This is a genomic window from Paenibacillus sp. EB106-06-01-XG199 (genome assembly GCF_058791575.1).
On sequence record NZ_JBYTDQ010000019.1, the window covers coordinates 1 to 17,057 of the forward strand.

Here is a 17,057-nt window from a genome sequence, read left to right on the forward strand (position 1 = left end):
GTTCCCTCCACCCGCATAGCGGGTGGTTTTTTGTTTCGCGCGTTTCACGCACTCAACTGGCTAAAGCCATAACAAAAAGCCCCTGGCCATAAAGGCCAGAGGCTTGATATCCTTGAAAAACAAGGGATATTAACGTTTCGAGAACTGTGGAGCACGACGAGCTGCTTTGAGGCCGTATTTCTTACGTTCCTTCATACGAGGGTCACGAGTCAGGAATCCGGCTTTCTTCAGCGCACCGCGATATTCAGGGTCCACTTTGAGCAATGCACGGGAGATCCCGTGACGGATTGCTCCGGCTTGACCAGAAATGCCGCCACCATGTGCAAGAACGATTACATCGTAGTTGCCCAGTGTTTCAGTCAGGTTCAAAGGTTGTTTCACGATCATTTTCAATGTTTCCACACCGAAATATTCGTCCATCTCGCGTTTGTTAATGACAATGCGTCCTTCACCCGGTACAAGGCGAACACGTGCTACCGAATGTTTACGACGACCTGTCCCATAGTATTGTACTTGTGCCATGAAACTGTCCTCCTCTATTCTTATCCGCGAAGTTCGTAAACTTCAGGTTTTTGTGCTGCATGTGGATGCTCGGCGCCTGCATAGACTTTCAATCTCAGCTTCATGTGATCCCCTTGACGAGTCTTAGGAATCATACCGTGAACTGCAAATTCAATCATGCGTTCAGGTTTAGTCTTGATCAGGTCTTCTGCAACAGTGACTTTCAAGCCACCTGGGTGCATCGAGTGACGGTAGTATTTCTTATTTTGCATTTTCTTACCTGTCAGGTGAATCTTCTCAGCGTTGATAACAATTACGAAATCTCCAGTATCAACATGTGGAGTAAATTGCGGTTTGTGTTTGCCACGGATCAATGCAGCGGCTTCGCTGGCCAAACGACCAAGTGTCTTGCCTTCGGCATCAATGATGTGCCAAGTGCGTTCAACTTCGTTTGGTTTCGCCATATAGGTGGTACGCATGAATGTTTCCTCCTTGTTCTCGTACGAAAATCATCTGTTTCGTATATCTTGTTTCTCATTGGATTACAATTATGTGAGTTAAAAAAAGCTTATTTGTCGGCATCTTCTTGATCGGGGCTGTGGGATAGCCATCAAGAAAACACAACTTTTATATTACAGCATAAACATGACAAGTGCAAGTGATTTTAAGCTTATTGACTATAATTTTTCTAAAAAAAGTATAGAACGCTCTCGCCTAAATTCCATCCTCGTCATATTCAACACTCCACAGCGCCAAGCCCTTGGATACGGCAGTTGGCCCTGCTGCTGCCCGATCGCATGCGGCTAGAATATCCGCAACCTTATCCGCATGGTATTTGCCTTCTCCCACGTGAATCAGCGTTCCCATAATAATGCGAACCATATGCTGCAGAAATCCGCTGCCCGTAATATAAGTGTGAATGACACCCTGGTCTACAGAGTCAGGTCGACACATACTGCGGTCAATCTCCATATGAGCCTCAAAGATCGTTCGGACATGGGAAGTCTTCGTGGACTTCCGTGATGCGAACGAGGTGAAGTCATGGGTACCCAGTAAATGTGTAAGACCTTTCTGCATTGCCGGTATATCGAGTTTCACCGGGTGGTGATGCTGCCAGCGCCGCTGAAACGGATCCGGAAACCGGTTGCCATTAATGGTGTACCGATAGGTTTTGCGCTTTGCTCCTCTACGAGAGTGGAACGATAGCGGAACCTCCCTCGCCTCGGTAACCACGATATCTTGCGGCAACCTAGCATTCAGGGCTAGACACCAGCGTTCAAGCGGGATCTGAGAGGAGGTCATGAAGTTAAATGGCTGTCCATAAGCATGCACACCCGCGTCTGTCCGTCCAGAGGCGGTTATCTTGAGCGCCTCGCCCGTCAGATGGAGTATGGCCTGTTCCAGCCGGTCTTGAATCGTATTGCCCTGAGGCTGGGTCTGAAAGCCATCATAATGGGTCCCGTCATAATTGACTTTCATCAATAGATTGCGCATTCCGTTCTCCCGTCAGTCCATACTTGGTTTTCAAAAAAAAAGAGCCCCGGCGGGAGCTCCTTCTACTCTATACAAGGTGATTCCCGCGGTTAGTTGTACAGCAGGGCCTTAGCGCCCCTGCAGCACAATAACGGTTAATACTTTCCTACCCATGCTCCGAGGATCATGGGGGAAAGGGATAATTCCGGAAATCATTACTTGCGTTACTACGCGCGGTCTACCAGTTCAAGATAAACCATAGGCGCAGCATCGCCACGGCGAGGTCCCAGCTTCAGGATACGAGTGTATCCGCCTGGACGCTCTGTGTAACGAGGAGCAATATCAGAGAACAGTTTTTGGATTGCATCTTGTTCACCGTCAACAGTTTCACGACGAACAAATGCAGCTACTTGACGACGAGCATGAAGATCGCCCTTTTTCGCTTTAGTGATCAGTTTCTCAGCGATGGAACGAACTTCCTTCGCTTTGGCTTCCGTTGTCTGGATGCGCTCGTAAAGGAACAGATCCGTAACCATGTCGCGGAACAATGCTTTACGCGCACTGGAATCACGGCCCAATTTTTGGTATGCCATTTGTTTTCCCTCCTTCACTCAAGTACTCAAGCAATCTGTTAACTATTCTTCTGTGCGGAGACCCAAACCAAGTTCCTCTAGCTTCTCTTGAACTTCTTCCAAAGATTTGCGGCCCAAGTTACGAACCTTCATCATATCTTCTTCAGTTTTCGTAGTCAGCTCTTGTACGGTATTAATACCGGCACGTTTGAGGCAGTTGTAGGAACGGACAGAAAGATCAAGTTCTTCGATTGTCATCTCAAGTACTTTTTCTTTTTTGTCTTCTTCTTTTTCAACCATAATTTCGGCGTCTTTCGCTTCGTCCGTAAGTCCTACGAACAATACGAGGTGCTCGTTCAAAATTTTGGCTCCGAGGCTTACAGCCTCTTCCGGTCTGATACTGCCATCTGTCCAAATTTCCAGCGTCAACTTGTCATAGTTCGTCACTTGACCGACACGAGTGTTATCAATGCCGTAATTCACGCGGGAAATAGGAGTGTAGATAGAGTCAACTGGAATAACACCGATTGGCTGGTCGTCGCGTTTGTTCCGGTCTGCTTGGACATAGCCGCGACCACGGCCTGCAAAAATACGCATGTGAAGTCTCGCGCCAGGTCCCAGCGTTGCAATATGAAGATCCGGATTGAGGATCTCAACATCGCTGTCCGCACGGATATCACCTGCGGTAACGATGCCTTCACCCTCAGCATCAATCTCGAACACTTTCTCTTCATCTGAATGGATCTTCAGAGAAAGAGCTTTAAGGTTCAGAATGATTTCCGTCACATCTTCCATTACGCCAGGAACGGTCGAGAACTCATGCAAAACGCCGTCAATTTGGACCGATGTTACTGCGGCTCCCGGAAGGGAGGAAAGCAGAATCCGGCGAAGCGAGTTCCCCAGAGTCGTGCCATATCCACGTTCCAGCGGTTCAACTACGAATTTCCCATAGGTTCCTTCATCATTGGCTTCTACGGTCTCAATCTTCGGCTTTTCGATTTCTATCACGAGTGTACCCCTCCTTCAAACGTCGCTCCTATATGAAACTGTCACCCCATCAGGTGCATCATGTAGTATGCCTAAACACCTATTATTAGCAGATGCGTCAGAATTATACCACAATCACAATTCTGATTTCACTATACGCGACGACGTTTCGGCGGACGGCATCCATTATGAGGAACCGGAGTTACGTCTTTAATGAGGTTTACTTCAAGCCCTGCGGCTTGAAGGGAACGGATGGCTGCTTCGCGGCCCGCGCCCGGTCCTTTAACCATAACTTCAACGGACTTCATGCCGTGTTCCATCGCTGCTTTAGCAGCACTTTCGGCTGCCATTTGCGCTGCAAATGGAGTCGATTTACGGGAACCTTTGAATCCTTGACCGCCGGAGCTAGCCCAGGAAATTGCATTTCCGTGAGGATCCGTGATCGTAACGATAGTGTTGTTGAACGTGGAACGAATATGTGCCACGCCGCTCTCGATATTCTTCCGGTCGCGACGTTTGGTACGTACGACTTTTTTCGGTTTAGCCATTGTCTCTTATCCCCCCTTATTATTTCTTTTTGTTTGCTACCGTACGACGCGGGCCTTTCCGGGTACGGGCATTCGTTTTGGTGCGTTGACCGCGAACAGGCAATCCACGACGGTGGCGAACACCGCGGTAACAGCCGATCTCAGTAAGACGCTTAATATTCAAGGAAATTTCACGACGAAGGTCACCTTCAACCTTAACTGACTTGTCGATCATTTCACGCAGTTTGCTGACTTCATCTTCCGTCAAATCACGGACACGTGTGTTAACGTCAATGCCTGTTTCATTAAGAATTTTCTGGGAAGTCGTTTTACCGATTCCGAAAATATAAGTCAAGGCGATCTCAACGCGTTTATCACGTGGCAAATCCACTCCAGCTATACGAGCCATTTTACGCTACACCCCCTTCTTAACCTTGTTTTTGTTTGTGTTTCGGATTTTCGCAAATTACCATAACAGTCCCTTTGCGGCGGATGACTTTGCATTTCTCGCAAATGGGCTTCACAGAAGGTCTTACCTTCATGTTAATTACCTCCTCAAAGTTTTGCGAAGCAAAACTTTTGTTGTAGTTCCCATCTATTTACGGTAAGTTATACGACCTTTAGATAAATCGTAAGGCGATAACTGCACGACCACTTTGTCTCCGGTTAGGATACGGATAAAGTGCATCCGCAATTTCCCGGACACATGGGCAAGTATTTGATGACCGTTCTCAAGCTCAACCTTAAACGTTGCATTCGGCAACGGCTCAATGACCGTACCTTCGACTTCAATGACATCTTCTTTAGCCACAGTTAGTCTCCTTTCTCATCTGCACTTATTCCAGCAGGTCCGCCATACTTCATCACTGCAAAACGCAGCTTTCCGTTGGTAACCCGGCCGGTTTCTTCCAAACTGTTCACAACCTCACTGCTGATAAAGGGTATGAGCTCCAGATGTTGAATGTTCTTCTTCTTCGGCCCATCAAACTTCCGTTTGTCCCCATCGGCAATATATACAAATCTGCTATCCACAACTGCGATAACAACGGCAGCCTCTCCGGCATCTTTGCCTTTGAGAATTCTCACCAATTGACCAATCTGCGGGCTGCTCTGAGTATTCATCAAGATCACCTACGCATTCAGTTTAGTGAAAATTTCCATGCCGTCCGGTGTAACTGCTACTGTATGTTCGAAGTGAGCACACAATGAGCCGTCTACCGTAACGACCGTCCAGTTATCTTCCAGCGTTCTGACATATCTGTCCCCTACGTTCACCATCGGCTCAATCGCGAGTACCATACCCGGTTTCAGACGTGGTCCGCGGTCCGCTATGCCATAGTTCGGAATTTGCGGTTCTTCATGCAGTTTTGCCCCGATGCCGTGACCCACATACTCTCGTACGACGGAGAATCCGGCGTCTTCAATAGTTTGCTGGATCGCATGGGAGATTGTAAACAAGCGCACATCCGGTTTGACTAACGCCAGTCCTGCGTACAAGGAGCCTTCCGTGACGTCCAGCAAGCGCTGAGCTTCATCAGAAATGCTGCCCACTCCGTAGGTCCAAGCGGAATCACCGTGATAACCGCGGTACTCTGCACCGATATCAAGCGTTATTATATCGCCTTCCATCAATTTGCGTTTACCCGGAAATCCATGCACCAATTGTTCGTTGACTGAAGCGCAAATGCTGGCAGGAAAACCGTTGTAACCTTTGAAAGACGGCACAGCACCTTGACTGCGAATGTATTGATCGGCGATTCTGTCGAGCTCTCCGGTTGTGATACCAGGCTGGATAGCCTCTGCAATCAACCGGTGACTCTCGGCAACAATTCGACCAGCTTCCCTCATAAAGGCAAGTTCCTGTTCGGATTTACAAATGATCATTACATTAACCTCGCAACAAAGATACGATTTCGGAAGTAACGACATTGATTTCGTTTTCTCCGTTTACCTGACGCAAAAGACCTTTATTCTCATAAAACGCAAGCAGCGGTGCTGTCTTGTTATCATACTCATCCAGACGCTTGCCTACGCTCTCTTCGTTGTCATCCGGACGTTGATACAACTCACCGCCATCAATGTCGCAAATGCCTTCTTGCTTCGGCGGGTTGAAAATTAAATGGTAGGATGCTCCGCAAACTCTGCAGATTCTACGTCCCGTAAGACGCGCCATCAGCAGTCCACGGTCTACATTCAAGTTGATTACATGATCCAATGAAATATTGAGGCGGCTTAAGATATCTTCCAGCGCTTCCGCTTGCGAAAGGGTTCTTGGAAAGCCATCCAATAAGAAACCTTTTTCGCAATCGGACTGCTGAAGCCGTTCTTCAACGATCCCAATAGTCACATCATCAGGTACAAGCAAGCCTTGCTCGGTGTAAGATTTGGCCTTCAGTCCGACCGGAGTACCCTGCTTGATTGCCAAGCGGAAGGCGTCACCTGTCGAAATATGCGGAATGCCAAGCTCTTTAACGATAACTGCTGCTTGTGTCCCCTTGCCTGCCCCAGGAGGGCCCATGAATAGAATGTTCACGATTTCTCTCTCCCCCCAAAAGTTCGCCACCAAGCAAGAAACAGCACAATAGGTGCCGGGAAGTCTGTAAATCTCATGCTTCGCCGGAACCTATCCACTATTTATTGATGAAGCCTTTGTAATGGCGTTTGATCAATTGGCTCTCGATCTGCTTCATGGTATCCAGTGCTACACCAATTACGATCAGGATGGATGTACCACCAATCTGAACCGAATCTGGTAGACCGGAGAGCTTCCCGAAGAATACAGGAAGTACGGATATAAACGCCAAGAACAGCGCGCCGGACATAGTCAGACGGGACATTACCTTGGTGAGATATTTCTCCGTTGCTTTACCAGGACGGATGCCCGGGATATAACCGCCATTCTTCTTCATGTTATCGGCCATCTGCTGTGGATTCATCTGAACAAACGTATAGAAGAACGTAAATCCAATAATCATAAGCACATACAGAACCATACCGAGAGGCTCATTAAACTTCAGGTTGCCAGCAACCCATTTCGCCCACTCATGTGTTGACCAGAAGCTGGAGAGTACCACCGGGAATTGCAGTAGAGAAACAGCGAAAATGACAGGAATAACGCCTGCTGCGTTAATCTTCAGCGGAATATGCGTATTCTGTCCACCATACATCTTGTTGCCGACTACGCGTTTGGCATATTGCACAGGAATCTTACGAATCCCTTGCTGTACGAAGATTACTCCAACAATAATCGCCGCAACCAAGATCAACACGATAACGACTTTAAGAATATTCAGGAACATCTGATCCGGCTGTATAAAGCTGGACTGAGCCGTGGCCGTGATATGTCCCGGTATGGCAGCGACGATTCCCGCAAAAATCAGGATCGAAATCCCGTTTCCTATTCCCTTTTCCGTGATCTGCTCACCCAGCCACATCAGGAACGATGTACCTGCAGTCAGAATGATCGCGATAAGCAGGTAATCCGCAAAGGTTGCATTCGGAATCATCTCAGTGCTGTAGATCCGGTTGAATCCGATTGAAGTCGCAAAAGCTTGAATCAAACCGAGCACTACTGTGCCGTAACGGGTCACTTGCGCTAGCTGCTTTTTCCCGTGTTCCCCTTGTTTAGCCCATTCGGCAAACTTAGGGATAACATCCATCGACAGCAATTGCACGATGATCGATGCGGTAATGTACGGGTAAATACTAATCGCAAAAATCGAGAAGTTTTTGAGCGCTCCGCCCGAGAAGGTGTTCAGAAGACCCATCAAAGCGTCGCCGCTTTGATTTGTTGTTTCCAGTACTTCTTTGTTCACACCAGGAACCGGTACAAACGAACCGAGTCGGTAGATGATCAGAACGAGCAGGGTAAACAGGATCTTTTTGCGCAAATCTTCAATATGCCATATATTCTTAAGCGTCTTGAACATTAGATCACCTCGGTTTTACCGCCGGCAGCCTCGATTTTCTCTACCGCAGATTGAGAGAACTTATTTGCTTGTACAGTCAATTTAACGGCTAGTTCGCCGTTACCGAGAATCTTAATGCCGCTTTTGGAATTCTTGACAACACCAGTTTCAATCAGCAACTGTGGAGTCACTTCAGTTCCTTCAGCAAAGCTATTCAGATCTTCCAGGTTCACAATCGCATACTCTTTACGGGTAGGATTGATGAAACCACGTTTAGGCAGACGACGATAGAGTGGGTTTTGTCCACCCTCGAAGCCGGGACGAACACCACCGCCGGAACGGGAGTTTTGACCCTTATGACCGCGACCGGAAGTTTTTCCGTTACCGCTACTAGGTCCGCGACCAACGCGATTGCGTTCTTTGCGGGAACCCGGAGCTGGAGCAAGTTCATGTAACTTCATCGTTTGCACCTCCTTATGTTTGTTAATTTATACGAGGCGTTTAGCCTTCGATTTCTGTAACGGACAGCAAGTGGCTCACTTTGTTGATCATTCCGCGAATTGCAGGAGTGTCATTGTGAACCACGGACGAGTTAGTCTTACGCAGGCCGAGCGTCTTAACAGTAACACGTTGTGTTTCTGGACGTCCAATTACGCTGCGTACGAGGGTAATTTGCAATTTTGCCATTGACGTTCCCCTCCTTAACCGCGCAATTCTTCGACAGATTTGCCGCGAAGTTTCGCGACCTCTTCAATGCGTTTCAGACGGGAAAGACCCTCTAAAGTTGCATTGACCATGTTCATGGAATTCGAAGAACCCAAAGATTTTGTCAAGATGTCGCCAACGCCTGCCAATTCCAATACCGCACGAACTGGACCGCCGGCAATAACGCCAGTACCTTCTGATGCTGGTTTCAGCAGCACGCGTCCTGCGCCGAAATGTCCAGTAACCAGATGGGGAATCGAAGTTCCTACGATTGGAATGTGAATCAGGTTTTTCTTGGCGTCTTCAATGCCTTTACGGATGGCATCCGGAACTTCGCCGGCTTTACCGATACCAGCACCAACGTAGCCGTTGCCATCGCCCACAACAACAAGTGCACTAAAGCTGAAACGGCGTCCGCCTTTTACAACTTTTGCTACACGGTTAATGTGTACAACTCTTTCTGTCAGCTCTAAACTGTTCGGATCTACACGCAAGTCGTTAACCTCCTTTTAAGAAATATTCTAGAATTCAAGACCAGCTTCGCGAGCTGCATCAGCCAAAGCCTGAATTCGTCCATGGTACAAGTATCCACCGCGGTCAAATACAACCACTGCATAACCTTTAGCTTTAGCACGCTCAGCGATCAGTTGACCTACTTTGCTTGCAGCTTCAACGCTGCCGCCATTGCCGATTGTAGCGCTCAGATCTTTATCAAGTGTCGAGGCGGATACGATTGTAACGCCTGTCACGTCATCGATCAATTGAGCGTAGATGTGTTTCGAAGAACGGAACACGTTCAAACGTGGACGCTCAGTAGTTCCCTGGATTTTTTTACGAACACGCAGGTGTCTTTTGAGACGAGCCTTGTTTTTATCCTCTTTTGTAATCATGACTTCCCTTTCACTCCCTTCAGTTTGCCGTAAACAGCTTCACTTTAAGATGCACGGGGTATCTTACAATGAAGAGTAAGCCGATTATTTCTTCTTACCGGCTTTACCTTCCTTGCGGATGATACGCTCGCCTTCATATTTGATACCTTTACCTTTATACGGTTCTGGTTCACGTACGGAACGGATTTTGGCAGCATAAGCGCCAACGCGTTCTTTATCGATACCTTTAACGATGATCTTCGTGTTCGCAGGAACTTCGAACTCGATGCCCGCTTCCGGTGTAATTTCAACCGGGTGGGAGTAGCCAACGTTCAGAACGATTTTATCTCCGGATTTGCTTGCACGATATCCGACCCCAACCAGCTCCAGAGATTTCGAGAAACCTTCAGTCACACCACTCACCATGTTGTTGACAACGGAGCGGGTTGTGCCGTGAAGTGAACGATGCAATTTGTTGTCCGACGGGCGGACAACGGTGATTTCGTTATTTTCAACTGTAACCTTCATGTCTTTATGAAGCTCACGAGTCAAAGTGCCCTTAGGACCTTTTACTGTAATAACGGCGTTGTCCAAAGTGACATCTACACCGCTAGGTACTGCGATTGGTTTGCGACCAATACGAGACATGTGTTGCACCTCCTTATCTTGTGACGTTTATTACCAAATGTAGCAGACAACTTCTCCGCCCGATTTTGATTGACGAGCTTCTTTGTCGGTCATAACTCCCTTAGATGTGGAGATAATCGCGATTCCTAGGCCGCCGAGTACACGAGGCACTTCATTGCTCTTCGTGTAAACGCGAAGGCCTGGTTTACTGATTCTTTTCAGACCAGAGATAACGCGCTCTTGGTTAGGGCCGTATTTCAAGAAGATACGGATAATCCCTTGTTTGCTATCTTCAACGAATTCCGCATCACGGATGAAACCTTCACGCTTCAAGATGTCCGCGATTTGTTTTTTCATAGTAGAAGCAGGCATTTCTACTGTCTCGTGACGCACAGTGTTGGCGTTACGAATACGAGTAAGCATATCTGCAATAGGATCAGACATAGTCATGTGTGTAAACCTCCTTCCCGTTTATAAACTTCTTACCAACTTGCTTTTTTCACGCCAGGGATCTGGCCTTTATAAGCTAACTCACGGAAACAAATTCTGCAAATTTTGAACTTTTGCAGTACCGAATGTGGACGACCGCAACGCTCACAACGTGTATATGCACGTACTTTGAACTTAGGCTCGCGTTGTTGTTTAACTTTCATCGAAGTTTTTGCCACTTTAGCCTGACACCTCCTAAACAGTTTCGGAGAAATGGATGATTCTTACTTAGCGAAAGGCATTCCCAGCTGATTCAGCAGCTCACGGGATTCCTCATCCGTCTTTGCAGTCGTTACGATAACGATGTCCATACCGCGGACCTTATCCACTTTGTCATACTCGATTTCTGGGAAGATCAGTTGTTCTTTAAGACCAAGCGTGTAGTTACCACGGCCGTCAAAGGCTTTAGTGGAAACACCGCGGAAGTCACGTACGCGTGGAAGCGTTACGTTGAACAATTTGTCCAGGAAGTAATACATACGCTCGCCGCGCAGTGTTACTTTAACCCCAATCGGCATGTTTTCGCGCAGTTTGAAACCGGCGATGGATTTTTTAGCTTTAGTGATTACTGGCTTTTGACCAGCGATCAGTTGCAAGTCATTAACTGCAGCATCAAGTACTTTGGAGTTCTGAACAGCGTCACCCACACCCATGTTGATGACAACCTTCTCGATTTTAGGTACTTGCATAACAGTTGTATAGTTAAACTTCTGCATCAGAGCAGGTGTTATTTCATTCAAATAACGTTCTTTCATTCTTGCTGCCATGAAGATTTACCTCCTTTCTTTAGGACTGTATTAGTCGATAATCTCTCCGGATCTCTTTGCTACCCGAACCTTCTTACCGTTATCGAGTACTTTGTAACCGATACGAGTAACTTTACCGCTCTTCGGATCAATGTGCATTACGTTGGACACATGAATCGAAGCTTCTTGTTCGATGATTCCGCCTTGCGGATTCAACTGGTTAGGCTTCTGGTGTTTTTTCACCATGTTCACGCCTTCTACCAGGACGCGGTTTTCACGAGGATAAGCAGCGATGACACGGCCTTTTTTACCTTTGTCTTTCCCGCTGATCACAAGTACCACATCATCTTTCTTCACATGCAGTTTATTGTTATGGGATTCCAGAACTTTTTTCACTCTAGGCATTTATTACACCTCCTATGACTAACCTTCTCAGAACTTCACGTTACTTTATGGGTAACTTTATTAGATTACTTCCGGTGCCAAGGAAACGATCTTCATGTAGTCTTTATCGCGAAGTTCGCGAGCAACTGGTCCGAAGATACGTGTTCCGCGCGGGCTTCTGTCGTCTTTAACAACAACAGCTGCATTTTCGTCGAATGCGATGTAAGAACCGTCTTTACGGCGCACAGAACGTTTAGTACGAACAACCACCGCTTTAACAACATCACCCTTTTTGACAACGCCGCCTGGTGTTGCTTGTTTAACGGAACAAACGATCAGATCACCGATTGCTGCTGTACGGCGTCCAGTACCACCCAGTACGCGGATACACATCAGTTCCTTCGCACCAGAGTTATCAGCCACATGCAAACGTGTAAATGGTTGAATCATTATTAATTTCCTCCTTCCGGAAAGGCTCTGCTCATTATCTTAGATGATAACCGCTTTTTCAACCACTTCAACAAGTCTCCAACGTTTGTCTTTAGACAAAGGACGAGTTTCCATGATTTTTACAGTATCACCGATTTTAGCAACGTTTTCCTCATCATGTGCTTTGAATTTATTCGTAGACTTGATGCGTTTGTGATACAAGTTGTGTTTCTTATAGGTTTCAACAGCAATTACGATGGTTTTATCCATTTTGTCGCTGACTACTTTACCGATCAGCACTTTACGTGCATTACGTTCTTCGCTCATAGTTAGCCTCCTTCCTGATTACGGATCATTAATCCGCCCTCACTTAGCTGATCCCGAGTACTCTTTGATGGATAACGGTTTTAGCACGAGCTATTTCCTTACGCACATCACGAATCCGAGTCGGGTTATCCAATTGGCCAGTTGCCAATTGAAAACGGAGATTGAAAAGTTCTTCTTTGAATCCTGCGATCTTTTGTTCAATCTCGGCAGTGGTTAAGTTGCGAAGTTCATTAGCTTTCATTTGCTTCACCACCCAATTCTTCACGTTTCACAAACTTAGTCTTGATAGGCAGCTTGTGAGCGGCAAGACGCATCGCTTCACGAGCGATTTCTTCCGACACGCCTCCGAGTTCGAACATAATCTTGCCCGGTTTAACTACGGCTACCCATTTCTCAACGTTACCTTTACCACTACCCATACGAACCTCAAGAGGTTTTTGAGTAATAGGCTTATCTGGGAAAATCTTGATCCAAACTTGACCGCCACGTTTGATGTAACGTGTCATTGCGATACGGGCAGCTTCGATCTGACGGTTAGTGATCCAAGACGGCTCCAAAGCTTGCAAGCCGAATTCGCCGAAGTTCAATTCGGTACCGCCTTTTGCCATACCCTTCATGTGACCGCGTTGTTGCTTGCGGTGTTTAACGCGTTTTGGTACCAACATGATTAGTTGCCTCCTTCCTGAGCAGCTTGTTTCTTAGCTGGGGGAAGAACTTCTCCACGGTAGATCCATACTTTTACACCGATACGGCCGTAAGTAGTATGTGCTTCAGCCGTTCCGTAATCGATATCGGCACGAAGCGTATGAAGTGGAACTGTTCCTTCGCTATAACCTTCTGAACGGGCAATCTCAGCGCCGCCAAGACGTCCGCCAACTTGAGTTTTAATTCCCTTTGCACCGGAACGCATAGTTCTTTGAATTGCTTGTTTCAGAGCACGACGGAACGATACACGACGTTCCAATTGTTGTGCAATGCTTTCAGCAACAAGAATTGCATCCAGTTCAGGGTGCTTAATTTCGTTGATGTTGATGTGAACCTTTTTGCCACCAGCGATAGTTGTAACTGCGCTGCGAAGTACTTCTACTTCTGCTCCGCCTTTACCAATTACCATACCTGGTTTAGCAGTATGAATTGTAACGTTCACGCGGCTTGCCGCTCTTTCGATCTCGATGCGGGAAACAGCGGAATCCTTCAACTTACCTTTAAGGTATTCCCGGATTTTGACGTCTTCCATTAAAAGAGTACCGAAATCTTTGCCTGCATACCATTTAGATTCCCAATCGCGAATAATTCCGACTCGGAGTCCGACTGGATTTACCTTTTGACCCACGTGTTATCCCTCCTTATTTCTCAGATACCACCAAAGTAATGTGGCTGGTACGTTTATTGATCCGACTTGCACGGCCCATGGCGCGTGGACGGAAACGCTTCATCGTAGGACCCTGGTTAACGAAAACTTCGCTAACGAACAAACTGTTCACGTCCATAGAGTAGTTATGCTCAGCATTGGCGATCGCCGAGTTAAGCAACTTCTCAACTACTGGAGAAGCGGATTTTGGAGTGTGGCGAAGAATTGCAATTGCTTCCCCCACTTGCTTGCCGCGAATCAAGTCAACAACCAGTTTCGCTTTGCGAGCGGAAATCCGCACCGATCTTGCATGTGCTTTTGCTTCCATTGTTTTCCCTCCTCTCAAACGAAGACCTTAATTATCTTCTTGTTTTCTTATCGTCACCCGCGTGGCCTTTGTAAGTACGTGTTGGCGCGAACTCGCCCAACTTGTGACCTACCATATCTTCCGTTACGTATACTGGCACGTGTTTACGGCCGTCATATACACCAAACGTATGTCCGATAAACTGAGGGAAAATGGTTGAGCGACGGGACCAGGTTTTAACAACGACTTTCTTATCTGCCGCGTTCAATTCCTCAACTTTTTTCAGCAGGTAGCCATCGATGAACGGCCCCTTCTTTAAACTGCGACCCATGTGTGAATCCTCCCTTCATCCGGTTCTTCAAACCGCGAATCGACGCTTCGCGTTAAGCTAACTTGCCAGAAGCGTCTTATTTCGTGCGGCGGCGAACGATATATTTATCAGATGCTTTGTTTTTCTTACGCGTTTTGTAGCCGAGGGTTGGTTTACCCCAAGGTGACATAGGCGATTTCCGTCCGATTGGAGCGCGGCCTTCACCACCACCGTGTGGGTGATCGTTAGGGTTCATTACAACACCGCGTACTTCAGGACGTTTGCCCAGCCAGCGACTGCGTCCGGCTTTACCAATCTTGATCAGTTCATGATCACCGTTACCTACGGATCCGATCGTTGCACGGCATACGCTGAGGATTCTGCGAACTTCACCGGAAGTCAAACGAACAGAAACGTATTTTTCTTCTTTGCCCAGCAATTGAGCTTCTGTACCGGCAGCGCGTACCAACTGGCCGCCTTTGCCTGGTTTAAGTTCAATGTTGTGGATAACTGTACCAACTGGAATGTTCGCCAGCGGAAGGCTGTTACCAATTTTGATGTCAGCCGCAGGGCCGGACTCAATCTTATCCCCAACTTTAAGGCCTTGAGGAGCGAGGATGTAACGTTTCTCTCCATCAGCATAGTGGATCAAAGCAATATTGGATGTACGGTTCGGGTCATACTCGATCGTAGCAACGCTACCTGGTATGCCGTCTTTAGTCCGTTTGAAGTCGATGATACGGTATTTACGTTTGTGTCCGCCGCCATGGTGACGAACTGTAATTTTACCTTGGTTGTTACGGCCCGCATGTTTGAACAGCGGCGCAAGCAAAGATTTCTCTGGCTCATTTGTTGTGATTTCTTCAAACGTAGACACGGACATGTTACGTCTGGCCGGAGATGTCGGTTTGTACTTTTTGATTGGCACTGTATTCCCTCCTTACTTTACAGAGTATTATTCTACCGCTTCAAAGAATTCGAGCGGTTTGCTGTCCGGGCTGAGTTTCACGATGGCTTTTTTCCACTCTGGAGTATATCCGGAGTATTTGCCGTAACGTTTCAGTTTACCAGGTACGCGCATTGTGTTCACACTAACTACTTTAACTTTGAAAATAGCCTCGACAGCTTTTTTGATTTCGGTCTTGTTAGCACGGATATCCACTTCAAAAGCGTATTTCAATTCGCTCATGTATTCGGATGTGCGTTCCGTAATCACCGGACGTTTGATAATATCACGAGGATCTTTCATTACGCGAACACCTCCTCTACCTTCAGAACTGCTTCTTTAGTGATGATCAGTTTGTCGTACGTCAGTACGTCAAGAACATTGATGCCGTCAGCCGCTACGAATTTCACCCCAGGGATGTTACGAGCGGAAAGTGCCACATTGTCATCATAGCTAGGAGCTACGATCAGGGCTTTGCTGCCTACTTTAAGATTGTTCAGAATCGCTGCGAATTCTTTCGTTTTCGGAGCATTCATTGTCAAGCTATCCAATACGATAATGTCATTCCCGAGCACTTTCGAGGACAACGCAGATTTGATGGCCAAACGGCGAACTTTCTTAGGCAGTTTCCAGGAATAGCTGCGTGGTGTTGGTCCGAAGACTACGCCGCCGCCTTTCCATTGTGGAGAACGAATGGAGCCTTGACGAGCACGACCTGTACCTTTTTGTTTCCAAGGCTTACGTCCGCCGCCACGCACTTCAGAACGTCCTTTTACTTTATGTGTACCACGACGAAGGGAAGCTCTTTGCATAAGCGCAGCTTCGTGCAGAACATGCACATTCGGTTCAATACCGAACACTGTATCGCTCAATTCAACTTCGCCAACTTCGTTACCACTAATATTAAAAAGTGTTACTTTTGGCATTTCATGTTCCTCCTTTCTTCAGTAATTATTTCTTAACGGTTTGTTTAACTTTCACAAAGCTGTTTTTAGGACCTGGAATAGCGCCTTTAACCAGCAATACGTTACGTTCAACGTCTACTCTGATGATTTCAAGCTTTTGAACCGTTACGGTCGTATGACCCATATGTCCTGGCAGGCGTTTGCCCTTTGGAACACGGTTAGCTTGGATGGAACCCATGGAACCTGGTCTTCTGTGGTAACGCGATCCGTGTGCCATTGGTCCGCGGCTTTGTCCCCAGCGTTTGATAACACCTTGGAAACCTTTACCCTTAGATGTACCTGTTACGTCAACAAATTCGCCTTCAGCGAAGATATCAGCCTTCAGCTCTTGTCCAACCTCGAGTGCCCCGAGGTCAACACCGCGAATTTCGCGAACGTAGCGCTTAGGTGTTGCATTTGCCTTTTTGGCGTGACCCTGTTCAGGCTTGTTGGAGCGACTTTCCTTCTTATCGGAAAAGCCCAACTGCACTGCTTCATATCCGTCGATATTCAGGTCTTTCTTTTGCAGTACCACACAAGGACCAGCTTCGATAACCGTAACCGCGATTACGTTACCTTCTGGAGTAAACACTTGAGTCATACCGAGTTTTTTTCCTAAGATACCTTTCAATGTTGACACCTCTTTTCTTTTCCT

33 protein-coding genes are annotated in these 17,057 nt (G+C 47.1%); all 33 read right to left on the reverse strand.

The genetic code is table 11. The annotated features are described in order from the left end of the window. Positions 1-129 precede the first annotated feature (129 nt). The gene (gene rpsI, locus AC3WT9_RS32985) at positions 130-522 is read right to left on the reverse strand and encodes a 30S ribosomal protein S9 (RefSeq protein WP_025706574.1); all 393 of its coding nucleotides are present in this window, start codon (positions 520-522) and stop codon (positions 130-132) included. Positions 523-542: 20 nt separating this feature from the next. Beyond that, positions 543-980: a 50S ribosomal protein L13 gene (gene rplM / locus AC3WT9_RS32990; RefSeq protein ID WP_038597038.1), complete on the reverse strand. Its 438-nt coding sequence runs from the start codon at positions 978-980 to the stop codon at positions 543-545. A 235-nt stretch (positions 981-1,215) separates the two neighbouring features. Then, a complete protein-coding gene (truA, locus tag AC3WT9_RS32995) occupies positions 1,216-1,995 on the reverse strand; it encodes a tRNA pseudouridine(38-40) synthase TruA (RefSeq protein WP_076112950.1) in 780 nt (259 codons plus the stop codon). Between the two features lie 206 nt (positions 1,996-2,201). After that, complete coding sequence (gene rplQ / locus AC3WT9_RS33000) at positions 2,202-2,567, reverse strand: 50S ribosomal protein L17 (RefSeq protein WP_019908254.1); 366 nt, start codon at positions 2,565-2,567, stop codon at positions 2,202-2,204. A 42-nt stretch (positions 2,568-2,609) separates the two neighbouring features. Continuing rightward, positions 2,610-3,554 carry a DNA-directed RNA polymerase subunit alpha gene (locus AC3WT9_RS33005; RefSeq protein ID WP_036680585.1) on the reverse strand — a complete coding sequence of 315 codons (945 nt, stop codon included), beginning with the start codon at positions 3,552-3,554 and terminating at the stop codon, positions 2,610-2,612. Positions 3,555-3,685: 131 nt separating this feature from the next. After that, complete coding sequence (gene rpsK / locus AC3WT9_RS33010; RefSeq protein ID WP_019908251.1) at positions 3,686-4,081, reverse strand: 30S ribosomal protein S11; 396 nt, start codon at positions 4,079-4,081, stop codon at positions 3,686-3,688. A 19-nt stretch (positions 4,082-4,100) separates the two neighbouring features. Further along, the gene (gene rpsM / locus AC3WT9_RS33015; RefSeq protein WP_020427053.1) at positions 4,101-4,469 is read right to left on the reverse strand and encodes a 30S ribosomal protein S13; all 369 of its coding nucleotides are present in this window, start codon (positions 4,467-4,469) and stop codon (positions 4,101-4,103) included. Between the two features lie 19 nt (positions 4,470-4,488). Further along, positions 4,489-4,602, reverse strand: a complete 114-nt coding sequence (gene rpmJ, locus AC3WT9_RS33020; RefSeq protein WP_003322638.1) for a 50S ribosomal protein L36 — start codon at positions 4,600-4,602, stop codon at positions 4,489-4,491. 53 nt (positions 4,603-4,655) lie between these two features. Then, entirely contained in the window at positions 4,656-4,871 is a 216-nt protein-coding gene (gene infA, locus AC3WT9_RS33025; RefSeq protein WP_018753971.1) for a translation initiation factor IF-1, read from the reverse strand. Positions 4,872-4,873: 2 nt separating this feature from the next. After that, positions 4,874-5,182, reverse strand: a complete 309-nt coding sequence (locus AC3WT9_RS33030) for a KOW domain-containing RNA-binding protein (RefSeq protein ID WP_038597045.1) — start codon at positions 5,180-5,182, stop codon at positions 4,874-4,876. 9 nt (positions 5,183-5,191) lie between these two features. After that, positions 5,192-5,944: a type I methionyl aminopeptidase gene (gene map, locus AC3WT9_RS33035; protein WP_341096601.1), complete on the reverse strand. Its 753-nt coding sequence runs from the start codon at positions 5,942-5,944 to the stop codon at positions 5,192-5,194. 4 nt (positions 5,945-5,948) lie between these two features. Then, entirely contained in the window at positions 5,949-6,593 is a 645-nt protein-coding gene (locus AC3WT9_RS33040) for an adenylate kinase (RefSeq protein WP_038597049.1), read from the reverse strand. A gap of 97 nt (positions 6,594-6,690) precedes the next feature. Further along, on the reverse strand, positions 6,691-7,989 hold the full coding sequence (gene secY / locus AC3WT9_RS33045) for a preprotein translocase subunit SecY (protein ID WP_341096602.1): 1,299 nt from the start codon (positions 7,987-7,989) through the stop codon (positions 6,691-6,693). Next, positions 7,989-8,429, reverse strand: a complete 441-nt coding sequence (gene rplO / locus AC3WT9_RS33050) for a 50S ribosomal protein L15 (protein ID WP_020427058.1) — start codon at positions 8,427-8,429, stop codon at positions 7,989-7,991. The genes secY and rplO overlap by 1 nt, the downstream gene beginning before the upstream one ends. Before the next feature lie 40 nt (positions 8,430-8,469). Then, positions 8,470-8,655 carry a 50S ribosomal protein L30 gene (rpmD, locus tag AC3WT9_RS33055; protein ID WP_019908243.1) on the reverse strand — a complete coding sequence of 62 codons (186 nt, stop codon included), beginning with the start codon at positions 8,653-8,655 and terminating at the stop codon, positions 8,470-8,472. 14 nt (positions 8,656-8,669) lie between these two features. After that, positions 8,670-9,167, reverse strand: a complete 498-nt coding sequence (rpsE, locus tag AC3WT9_RS33060; protein WP_036652980.1) for a 30S ribosomal protein S5 — start codon at positions 9,165-9,167, stop codon at positions 8,670-8,672. A 27-nt stretch (positions 9,168-9,194) separates the two neighbouring features. Continuing rightward, complete coding sequence (gene rplR, locus AC3WT9_RS33065) at positions 9,195-9,563, reverse strand: 50S ribosomal protein L18 (RefSeq protein ID WP_038597055.1); 369 nt, start codon at positions 9,561-9,563, stop codon at positions 9,195-9,197. A gap of 84 nt (positions 9,564-9,647) precedes the next feature. Next, complete coding sequence (rplF, locus tag AC3WT9_RS33070; protein WP_038597058.1) at positions 9,648-10,190, reverse strand: 50S ribosomal protein L6; 543 nt, start codon at positions 10,188-10,190, stop codon at positions 9,648-9,650. A 30-nt stretch (positions 10,191-10,220) separates the two neighbouring features. Next, a complete protein-coding gene (gene rpsH, locus AC3WT9_RS33075) occupies positions 10,221-10,619 on the reverse strand; it encodes a 30S ribosomal protein S8 (RefSeq protein ID WP_019908239.1) in 399 nt (132 codons plus the stop codon). A 32-nt stretch (positions 10,620-10,651) separates the two neighbouring features. Continuing rightward, positions 10,652-10,837 (reverse strand): type Z 30S ribosomal protein S14, encoded by a 186-nt coding sequence (locus AC3WT9_RS33080; RefSeq protein ID WP_036589425.1) that lies wholly within the window; start codon positions 10,835-10,837, stop codon positions 10,652-10,654. A gap of 45 nt (positions 10,838-10,882) precedes the next feature. Continuing rightward, positions 10,883-11,425 carry a 50S ribosomal protein L5 gene (rplE, locus tag AC3WT9_RS33085; protein WP_038597061.1) on the reverse strand — a complete coding sequence of 181 codons (543 nt, stop codon included), beginning with the start codon at positions 11,423-11,425 and terminating at the stop codon, positions 10,883-10,885. Between the two features lie 30 nt (positions 11,426-11,455). Then, positions 11,456-11,809 (reverse strand): 50S ribosomal protein L24, encoded by a 354-nt coding sequence (gene rplX, locus AC3WT9_RS33090; RefSeq protein ID WP_019908235.1) that lies wholly within the window; start codon positions 11,807-11,809, stop codon positions 11,456-11,458. 60 nt (positions 11,810-11,869) lie between these two features. Next, positions 11,870-12,238, reverse strand: coding sequence for a 50S ribosomal protein L14 (gene rplN, locus AC3WT9_RS33095; protein WP_019908234.1), 369 nt, complete (start codon positions 12,236-12,238; stop codon positions 11,870-11,872). A gap of 39 nt (positions 12,239-12,277) precedes the next feature. After that, complete coding sequence (gene rpsQ / locus AC3WT9_RS33100) at positions 12,278-12,544, reverse strand: 30S ribosomal protein S17 (protein WP_038597064.1); 267 nt, start codon at positions 12,542-12,544, stop codon at positions 12,278-12,280. Between the two features lie 43 nt (positions 12,545-12,587). After that, positions 12,588-12,785: a 50S ribosomal protein L29 gene (gene rpmC, locus AC3WT9_RS33105; protein WP_019908232.1), complete on the reverse strand. Its 198-nt coding sequence runs from the start codon at positions 12,783-12,785 to the stop codon at positions 12,588-12,590. After that, a complete protein-coding gene (rplP, locus tag AC3WT9_RS33110) occupies positions 12,775-13,209 on the reverse strand; it encodes a 50S ribosomal protein L16 (RefSeq protein ID WP_036652954.1) in 435 nt (144 codons plus the stop codon). The genes rpmC and rplP overlap by 11 nt, the downstream gene beginning before the upstream one ends. 2 nt (positions 13,210-13,211) lie before the next feature. Next, positions 13,212-13,877: a 30S ribosomal protein S3 gene (rpsC, locus tag AC3WT9_RS33115; protein ID WP_038597067.1), complete on the reverse strand. Its 666-nt coding sequence runs from the start codon at positions 13,875-13,877 to the stop codon at positions 13,212-13,214. A 13-nt stretch (positions 13,878-13,890) separates the two neighbouring features. Further along, positions 13,891-14,223 (reverse strand): 50S ribosomal protein L22, encoded by a 333-nt coding sequence (rplV, locus tag AC3WT9_RS33120; protein ID WP_019908228.1) that lies wholly within the window; start codon positions 14,221-14,223, stop codon positions 13,891-13,893. A gap of 31 nt (positions 14,224-14,254) precedes the next feature. Beyond that, the gene (rpsS, locus tag AC3WT9_RS33125; protein ID WP_019908227.1) at positions 14,255-14,533 is read right to left on the reverse strand and encodes a 30S ribosomal protein S19; all 279 of its coding nucleotides are present in this window, start codon (positions 14,531-14,533) and stop codon (positions 14,255-14,257) included. A gap of 76 nt (positions 14,534-14,609) precedes the next feature. Beyond that, complete coding sequence (gene rplB, locus AC3WT9_RS33130; protein ID WP_038597071.1) at positions 14,610-15,440, reverse strand: 50S ribosomal protein L2; 831 nt, start codon at positions 15,438-15,440, stop codon at positions 14,610-14,612. A gap of 27 nt (positions 15,441-15,467) precedes the next feature. Then, on the reverse strand, positions 15,468-15,761 hold the full coding sequence (rplW, locus tag AC3WT9_RS33135) for a 50S ribosomal protein L23 (RefSeq protein WP_019908225.1): 294 nt from the start codon (positions 15,759-15,761) through the stop codon (positions 15,468-15,470). Continuing rightward, on the reverse strand, positions 15,761-16,384 hold the full coding sequence (gene rplD / locus AC3WT9_RS33140) for a 50S ribosomal protein L4 (RefSeq protein WP_038597074.1): 624 nt from the start codon (positions 16,382-16,384) through the stop codon (positions 15,761-15,763). Before rplD ends, rplW begins: the two co-directional genes overlap by 1 nt. 25 nt (positions 16,385-16,409) lie before the next feature. After that, positions 16,410-17,033, reverse strand: a complete 624-nt coding sequence (rplC, locus tag AC3WT9_RS33145) for a 50S ribosomal protein L3 (RefSeq protein WP_076112955.1) — start codon at positions 17,031-17,033, stop codon at positions 16,410-16,412. Positions 17,034-17,057 lie beyond the last annotated feature (24 nt).

What these genes read in the sequence shown, in the direction of transcription:
- rpsI (WP_025706574.1), bottom strand. Translation starts at nt 522, where the DNA reads ATGGCACAAGTACAATACTATGGGACAGGTCGTCGTAAACATTCGGTA.
- rplM (WP_038597038.1), bottom strand. Translation starts at nt 980, where the DNA reads ATGCGTACCACCTATATGGCGAAACCAAACGAAGTTGAACGCACTTGG.
- truA (WP_076112950.1), bottom strand. Translation starts at nt 1,995, where the DNA reads ATGCGCAATCTATTGATGAAAGTCAATTATGACGGGACCCATTATGAT.
- rplQ (WP_019908254.1), bottom strand. Translation starts at nt 2,567, where the DNA reads ATGGCATACCAAAAATTGGGCCGTGATTCCAGTGCGCGTAAAGCATTG.
- rpsK (WP_019908251.1), bottom strand. Translation starts at nt 4,081, where the DNA reads ATGGCTAAACCGAAAAAAGTCGTACGTACCAAACGTCGCGACCGGAAG.
- rpsM (WP_020427053.1), bottom strand. Translation starts at nt 4,469, where the DNA reads ATGGCTCGTATAGCTGGAGTGGATTTGCCACGTGATAAACGCGTTGAG.
- rpmJ (WP_003322638.1), bottom strand. Translation starts at nt 4,602, where the DNA reads ATGAAGGTAAGACCTTCTGTGAAGCCCATTTGCGAGAAATGCAAAGTC.
- AC3WT9_RS33030 (WP_038597045.1), bottom strand. Translation starts at nt 5,182, where the DNA reads ATGAATACTCAGAGCAGCCCGCAGATTGGTCAATTGGTGAGAATTCTC.
- map (WP_341096601.1), bottom strand. Translation starts at nt 5,944, where the DNA reads ATGATCATTTGTAAATCCGAACAGGAACTTGCCTTTATGAGGGAAGCT.
- secY (WP_341096602.1), bottom strand. Translation starts at nt 7,989, where the DNA reads ATGTTCAAGACGCTTAAGAATATATGGCATATTGAAGATTTGCGCAAA.
- rplO (WP_020427058.1), bottom strand. Translation starts at nt 8,429, where the DNA reads ATGAAGTTACATGAACTTGCTCCAGCTCCGGGTTCCCGCAAAGAACGC.
- rpmD (WP_019908243.1), bottom strand. Translation starts at nt 8,655, where the DNA reads ATGGCAAAATTGCAAATTACCCTCGTACGCAGCGTAATTGGACGTCCA.
- rplR (WP_038597055.1), bottom strand. Translation starts at nt 9,563, where the DNA reads ATGATTACAAAAGAGGATAAAAACAAGGCTCGTCTCAAAAGACACCTG.
- rplF (WP_038597058.1), bottom strand. Translation starts at nt 10,190, where the DNA reads ATGTCTCGTATTGGTCGCAAACCAATCGCAGTACCTAGCGGTGTAGAT.
- rpsH (WP_019908239.1), bottom strand. Translation starts at nt 10,619, where the DNA reads ATGACTATGTCTGATCCTATTGCAGATATGCTTACTCGTATTCGTAAC.
- rplE (WP_038597061.1), bottom strand. Translation starts at nt 11,425, where the DNA reads ATGGCAGCAAGAATGAAAGAACGTTATTTGAATGAAATAACACCTGCT.
- rplX (WP_019908235.1), bottom strand. Translation starts at nt 11,809, where the DNA reads ATGCCTAGAGTGAAAAAAGTTCTGGAATCCCATAACAATAAACTGCAT.
- rplN (WP_019908234.1), bottom strand. Translation starts at nt 12,238, where the DNA reads ATGATTCAACCATTTACACGTTTGCATGTGGCTGATAACTCTGGTGCG.
- rpsQ (WP_038597064.1), bottom strand. Translation starts at nt 12,544, where the DNA reads ATGAGCGAAGAACGTAATGCACGTAAAGTGCTGATCGGTAAAGTAGTC.
- rpmC (WP_019908232.1), bottom strand. Translation starts at nt 12,785, where the DNA reads ATGAAAGCTAATGAACTTCGCAACTTAACCACTGCCGAGATTGAACAA.
- rplP (WP_036652954.1), bottom strand. Translation starts at nt 13,209, where the DNA reads ATGTTGGTACCAAAACGCGTTAAACACCGCAAGCAACAACGCGGTCAC.
- rplV (WP_019908228.1), bottom strand. Translation starts at nt 14,223, where the DNA reads ATGGAAGCAAAAGCACATGCAAGATCGGTGCGGATTTCCGCTCGCAAA.
- rpsS (WP_019908227.1), bottom strand. Translation starts at nt 14,533, where the DNA reads ATGGGTCGCAGTTTAAAGAAGGGGCCGTTCATCGATGGCTACCTGCTG.
- rplW (WP_019908225.1), bottom strand. Translation starts at nt 15,761, where the DNA reads ATGAAAGATCCTCGTGATATTATCAAACGTCCGGTGATTACGGAACGC.
- rplD (WP_038597074.1), bottom strand. Translation starts at nt 16,384, where the DNA reads ATGCCAAAAGTAACACTTTTTAATATTAGTGGTAACGAAGTTGGCGAA.